Origin of the sequence: Acinetobacter sp. AS5, from assembly GCF_048957595.1 — a bacterium.
GTDB lineage: Bacteria > Pseudomonadota > Gammaproteobacteria > Pseudomonadales > Moraxellaceae > Acinetobacter.
The window spans coordinates 1-5,408 of record NZ_JARDAL010000094.1 but is presented as its reverse complement, the minus strand read 5'-3'; the positions used below and the strand labels follow the sequence as shown (position 1 = coordinate 5,408).

At 42.1% G+C, this 5,408-nt stretch carries 4 protein-coding genes and 1 pseudogene; 3 read left to right on the top strand and 2 right to left on the bottom strand.

Going from position 1 to position 5,408, the window contains the following annotated elements:
- Positions 1-76: 76 nt before the first annotated feature.
- Positions 77-1,531, bottom strand: a pseudogene (locus PV763_RS16990) (FAD-dependent oxidoreductase); the annotation flags it as partial.
- A gap of 170 nt (positions 1,532-1,701) precedes the next feature.
- Between PV763_RS16990 and PV763_RS16985 the strand changes: the two are divergent.
- The 3 genes from PV763_RS16985 to PV763_RS16975 all read left to right on the top strand — a co-directional run bounded on the left by PV763_RS16985 (position 1,702) and on the right by PV763_RS16975 (position 4,527).
- Positions 1,702-2,583, top strand: coding sequence for a LysR substrate-binding domain-containing protein (locus tag PV763_RS16985; protein ID WP_420938250.1), 882 nt, complete (start codon positions 1,702-1,704; stop codon positions 2,581-2,583).
- Positions 2,584-2,600: 17 nt separating this feature from the next.
- A complete protein-coding gene (locus PV763_RS16980; protein WP_114540869.1) occupies positions 2,601-2,918 on the top strand; it encodes an NGG1p interacting factor NIF3 in 318 nt (105 codons plus the stop codon).
- A gap of 145 nt (positions 2,919-3,063) precedes the next feature.
- Positions 3,064-4,527 (top strand): carotenoid oxygenase family protein, encoded by a 1,464-nt coding sequence (locus PV763_RS16975; RefSeq protein ID WP_420938249.1) that lies wholly within the window; start codon positions 3,064-3,066, stop codon positions 4,525-4,527.
- A gap of 82 nt (positions 4,528-4,609) precedes the next feature.
- On the opposite strand, the gene PV763_RS16970 is transcribed toward PV763_RS16975, so the two are convergent.
- Entirely contained in the window at positions 4,610-5,209 is a 600-nt protein-coding gene (locus tag PV763_RS16970) for a hypothetical protein (protein ID WP_420938248.1), read from the bottom strand.
- Positions 5,210-5,408 lie beyond the last annotated feature (199 nt).

Here is a 5,408-nt window from a genome sequence, read left to right as displayed (position 1 = left end):
CAAAATGACCGCTATATTAACCAAGGGGGTCAGTTTTTAAATGCCATTAGGGGGTCATTTTTACACTGCCGCTAACAATATCCAGTGTCGACTGCTTTTGACCTTTGGCATTGATCAGCCAGGTATGCGGAACTTTAGCACCCGGGCGAGTCGTTGCCTGTAAATAAAGCTGTTGATCTCGCTCAAATCTTTCAGGCTCAGATTCGCTAATCACTGCATTGGAGCTATATCGTTGGTTCAGCTCTACACCTTGTGCATTAAATTCGAAGTTTTTAATTTCCAAAGCTTCAAACAGCTTTTTGCGGATTTCAGCACCTTGCTCATCTTCCGAAAAAATACGTTCCAGCATTTGTTTTTGTGTAGTCACACCATTGTCAAAACCAAAGACTTCTTTCAGGTATTTATAATCAAAACGTGATTGATTCGCACGCGCCACAATCTGCTTGCCGACCGGTGCACGCTCAGCCGTATAGGAATCCAGCAGGGAAGGCGCAGCCCAGCCTTTAACGGCATATGCCAGTTTCCAGCCCAGGTTAAAGGCATCCTGCATGCAGGTATTTGAACCTAGGCCACTCGATGGTGGATGACGGTGCACCGCATCACCACCACAGAACACGCGACCTTTGGAATACTCAGTTGCCCAGGTCTGGTTCACATACCAGTAAGACAGTTTTTGAATTTCGACATCTTCTACTTCAGCACCAACAAATGTATTGAGACGTGCTCGAACCTGTTCCTCAGTGACTTGTGGCTCGCCTTTGGAAATGTCAAAGCCCCAGCCCATGATCCATTCATTCCATGGCGTAATGGCACGTAACAATCCCATACCGAGATCGCCAAAGCTGGCTTCGGGATTCACGATCCATTGCAGAATCGCAGGGCGGTGCTGCACGTATTGAGAAAGATCAGCTTTAAAGGTCACATAGACTGTACCGGCACGAGCCATGACACCTTCAAGAGGTAAATCAAGCTGTTCCAGTACACGGGATTTTGCCCCATCCATACCCACCAGATATTTAGCTCTTAAGCTAAATTCAGTATTGGTAATCCGGTTCAGGAAAGTAGCAGTCACGCCATCTTCGTCCTGCACATGCGATAAATATTCAGTATTGAAGTTATAAATTGCACCACGTTCACCGGCATTCTTCACCAGTAAGGCTTCCATTTTGGGTTGGATCAAATCAACTAAAGGACATGGACTGCCTTTGACGTAATCGCCATGACGTTCATCACCTGTACCCCAGGCACTTAAACGGGCAATTTCTTCACCGACCAGACTGGTGGTAATCAGGCTTTCACCCATCTGCTCCCAAGGTGTAGCGATCTCTTTAACCTGTTCTTCCACACCTAAATCACGTAATACTTCCATGGCACGCTGATTGGTAATATGCGCACGTGGACTATTGGCCAGCCAGCTAAACTGGGTAAACAGTTGTACCTTGATACCATAATTCGCCAGAGCCAAACCTAATGTTGAACCTGCAGGACCGGTACCAATGATCAGAACATCAGTGTCATAGTGTTGTGTCATACAAGACTCCATGTGTATAGGTGAAGAACAAGCTATCTATATAATCAGGCAGTCTAGTAAAACAGGATCTGTTGATATAGCGATATTCATATAAACTATCGACCTATTCTTATTTGCAATACGTGGGTCATAATCTTAAGATGCTGACCTGATCAGAAACCGGGCAGGCTATGGAACTTCGACATTTACGCTATTTTATTACTGTGGCGCAGCAACAAAGTTTTACCAAGGCCGCCGAAAAGCTGTTTACTGCCCAGCCGTCATTAAGCCAGCAAATTAAGGATCTGGAACAGGAAGTAGGCGTTGTCCTGTTTGATCGTTCATCCAGAAAAGTCAAACTCACCGATGAAGGACGGGCTTTTCAGGTCTATGCCGAAAAAGCACTGGAAAATGCCAAGCTGGCGGTGGCAGCAGCACGTCAGGTTGCACAGCAGAAAAATAACCAGATTCATATTGGCTTTTTAAACGTGGCAGAAATCAAAGTGATGCCACAGATTCTGGCCCAGCTTAAAAAAACCATGCCGGACTTAAAAATCCATCTGCATAGCCTGACCTGTATGGAACAGATTCAGCGGCTAAAAAATGCTGAACTGGATTTATGTATTACCCGCTTTCATCTGGACCATCCAGATTTTGAGAATATTCATTTATTAACCGAGCAAATTTATCTGATAGCCGCTCAGCACTTACATTCTACAGATCGAATCCTGAAATTACAGGAACTAAAAAACCATAATATAATTATGTGTGAGCAGAATGCTTCACCAGTATTTTATGAAAAGCTGGATAGACTACTCTGCATTGATCAGCTTGAGCATGAACAGCTGTTGTGGGTGACCAATGTCTTGCAACACATCAATCTGACCAATATGGGAATGGGCTTTAGTTTTGCGCCTGAATATTTACTGCGGTTTTTGAATGATCATGTGAAAATTGTCCAGACTGATCAGGCACTGCCAAAACTGGGCTTGTATGCAAAATTTAACAAGAATTCCCAAAATCCTGCATTGAAGATGATTACCCAAGCCCTTAACAATACGACAAGTATCTGAATTGCAGGAAGGAATATATGTTAAAGCTGATTTATTACGTACCGGATGAAAATTTGGAAGACACCAAGAATGCGATATTTGCAGCAGGGGCAGGCGGCATTGGTGAGTATACGGACTGTGCCTGGCAGGTTTTAGGAACCGGACAGTTTAAGCCGCAGGAAGGTGCAGATCCTCATATTGGTGAAGTCGGTAAACTGGAACAGGTAGAGGAATGGCGGGTAGAAATTCTGGTGCCAGATGAAAAGGCAGTCGAGGTCGCTAAAGCCTTAAAAGAAAGCCATCCTTATGAAGAGCCAGCCTTTGAGTTTATTCAGCTTCTGGATATCAAAGTCTAAAATTATAAAAGTTACGTTCTATTACGGCACGGCGTATTCAATTTGATGCGCCGTTAATCTAGATTCAGAAAACAGCCAAACCGCTTTTGTTATTATCATTTCTGCCAGAATAATCCAAAGAAAAAATACAATAAGGAAAATAACAATGCTATGGCCAAAACCGCTGAGCAGCGTATGGAAAAATACGCTCAGTAAATCCATTCAATACGGTGCAGAAATCCTGCATCAGCGCATTCCGTATTCGCCGGATAATCCCTATCTGGAAGGTATATTTGCACCAGAGCGGCAGGAACACTTTTCCACAAATTTAAAGGTTGAAGGGCAGATTCCTGCAGAACTGGATGGCGCATTAATGCGGATTGGCCCAAATCCTATTAACGTCAAAAATCCACGTAACTATCACTGGTTTACTGGCGATGGCATGTTGCATGCGCTCAGACTGAAGGGTGGTGAGGCACATTGGTATAAAAGCAGTTATATCGGTTCTGCCAGTGTGCAGAAAAAACTTCATCGACCACAAATTCCAGGTACAACCCGAGGTGTCGCAGATGCAGTCAATACCAATGTCATCCACTTTGCCGGAAAAATCTGGGCATTGGTAGAAGCAGGCGCTTATCCAGTTGAGTTGAATGCTGCACTGGAGTCAAAACGACATCATTTGTTTGGAGATGATCAGGATCTGCCATTTACTGCTCATCCACATATCGATCCTGAAACAGGTGATATTCATGCGGTTTGTTATGATGCTTTAAGTCAGAACAAAGTTTTTTATTTGCAGATAGATTCAAAAGGTAAGTTGAAATATCACGTCGACATTCCAGTGAAACATGGTCCGATGATTCATGATTGTGCCATTACCAGATCTCAGGTGCTGATTCTGGACCTGAATGTGAACTTTTCTGTACGCAGTGCTTTAAAGGGTTCAATGTTGCCTTATCAATGGAATCCAAAACGGCAGGCACGCATTGGTATATTACCTTTTGGCGGTAAGGCAATTGATATTCGCTGGTATGAGATTGATCCCTGTTTTATTTTTCATACCGTGAATGCTTATGAGCTGGATTCTGGTGATGTGGTTATGGATGCGGTGGTGCACTCCAAAGCATTGGTCAGTTCCATTCAGGGACCGATTGAAGATCAGGATATTCGGCTGGAGCGGTTCATTTTTGAACACGGCATTGGAAAAGTGACTAGGACAGTATTATCCGAGATGAAACAGGAATTCCCACGGATTAATGAAGCTTATACGGGGCGGCCTTATCGTTATGTCTACACTATTTCCTTTGGCGAGTTTGATGATCCTTCTCGTGTCAGCAGCAATACTCTTTTGAGCCATGATGTGGAAACTGGCAATTCAGAAAGCTATTCTTTTGGAGAAAACTGGGTGACAGGAGAGGTGATATTCGTCGCACGGGAAGGGGCTCAAGCTGAAAATGATGGCTGGCTGATGTCTTATGTTCATGCTTTAGATGATAGTCCATCTAGGGTAGTGATTCTGGATGCACAGCATATGACTGAAGGGCCGATTGCAACCATTCATTTACCGGTACGTGTACCCGTCGGGTTTCATTGTAACTGGATTGATTATCGGAAATTGAGAACAATATGAGCTTGAGTTGTTTACAGATAGCTATATAAGCAGAAGTCTACCTGAAATCAAGCGGGCTTTATCATAGGCTTACAATTGAAATTCAATTCCAGAATTCTTGATATTTTGAGACCCAATACAATTTGGTTTTTATGTCGTAGCTACCATCGGCATTCAGGGAAATGAGGTAATGAATGTCTTTGCCTCGACTGCGGTTACCTTTACCTTCAGGAACTTGATACTTATACTTTTCTACTTCTTGAGGGGGAGTTAATATAATACGTTTCCATTCTGTGGCTGGAATTTTTGCTACACCTTCCTGTTTCGCTGCCATTATAGCGAGTCTTTTTTTTGCTGCCTCTTCTCCTTGAACATAACGTAGTTCTTCAGGAACACCATATCCTTTTTTTATTTGCTCTTCATAAGTCAACCAAGGGGCATATTTAATAATAATTTGTTCAGGGACATAACCATCAGGAGATACTTTACAAGAGCTATCTGTAGTTAAATATTTGGCTTTTCTTTTTACAGGCATATTTCCATCGCTATCATAAAAATTATCACACAATGGCCAATTGTTTTTATAAACAAATTTTCCTGAATCATAATGTATAGCGAAACTAATACTATTTTTCATCATAGATGAGCATCCTGATAGGACTAGACTAGTAACTAAGCTTATTAAAAGCGTTAAATTCTTCATTTTGATACAATCCTCCTTTTGCTGCATTAAATGTTAATGCTGTCCCTTAATTGGCTTTGATCTAGTTAAAATAATTTATGATTTGAATCATTTTTTTAAATGTTCTTATTATATAAATATTAATTAGACCTCTTTCATAAATCATTTTTTGCTCAGTTCCAAGTTGTAGATTCCAGCGATTAAATTGAATCTCAAACCA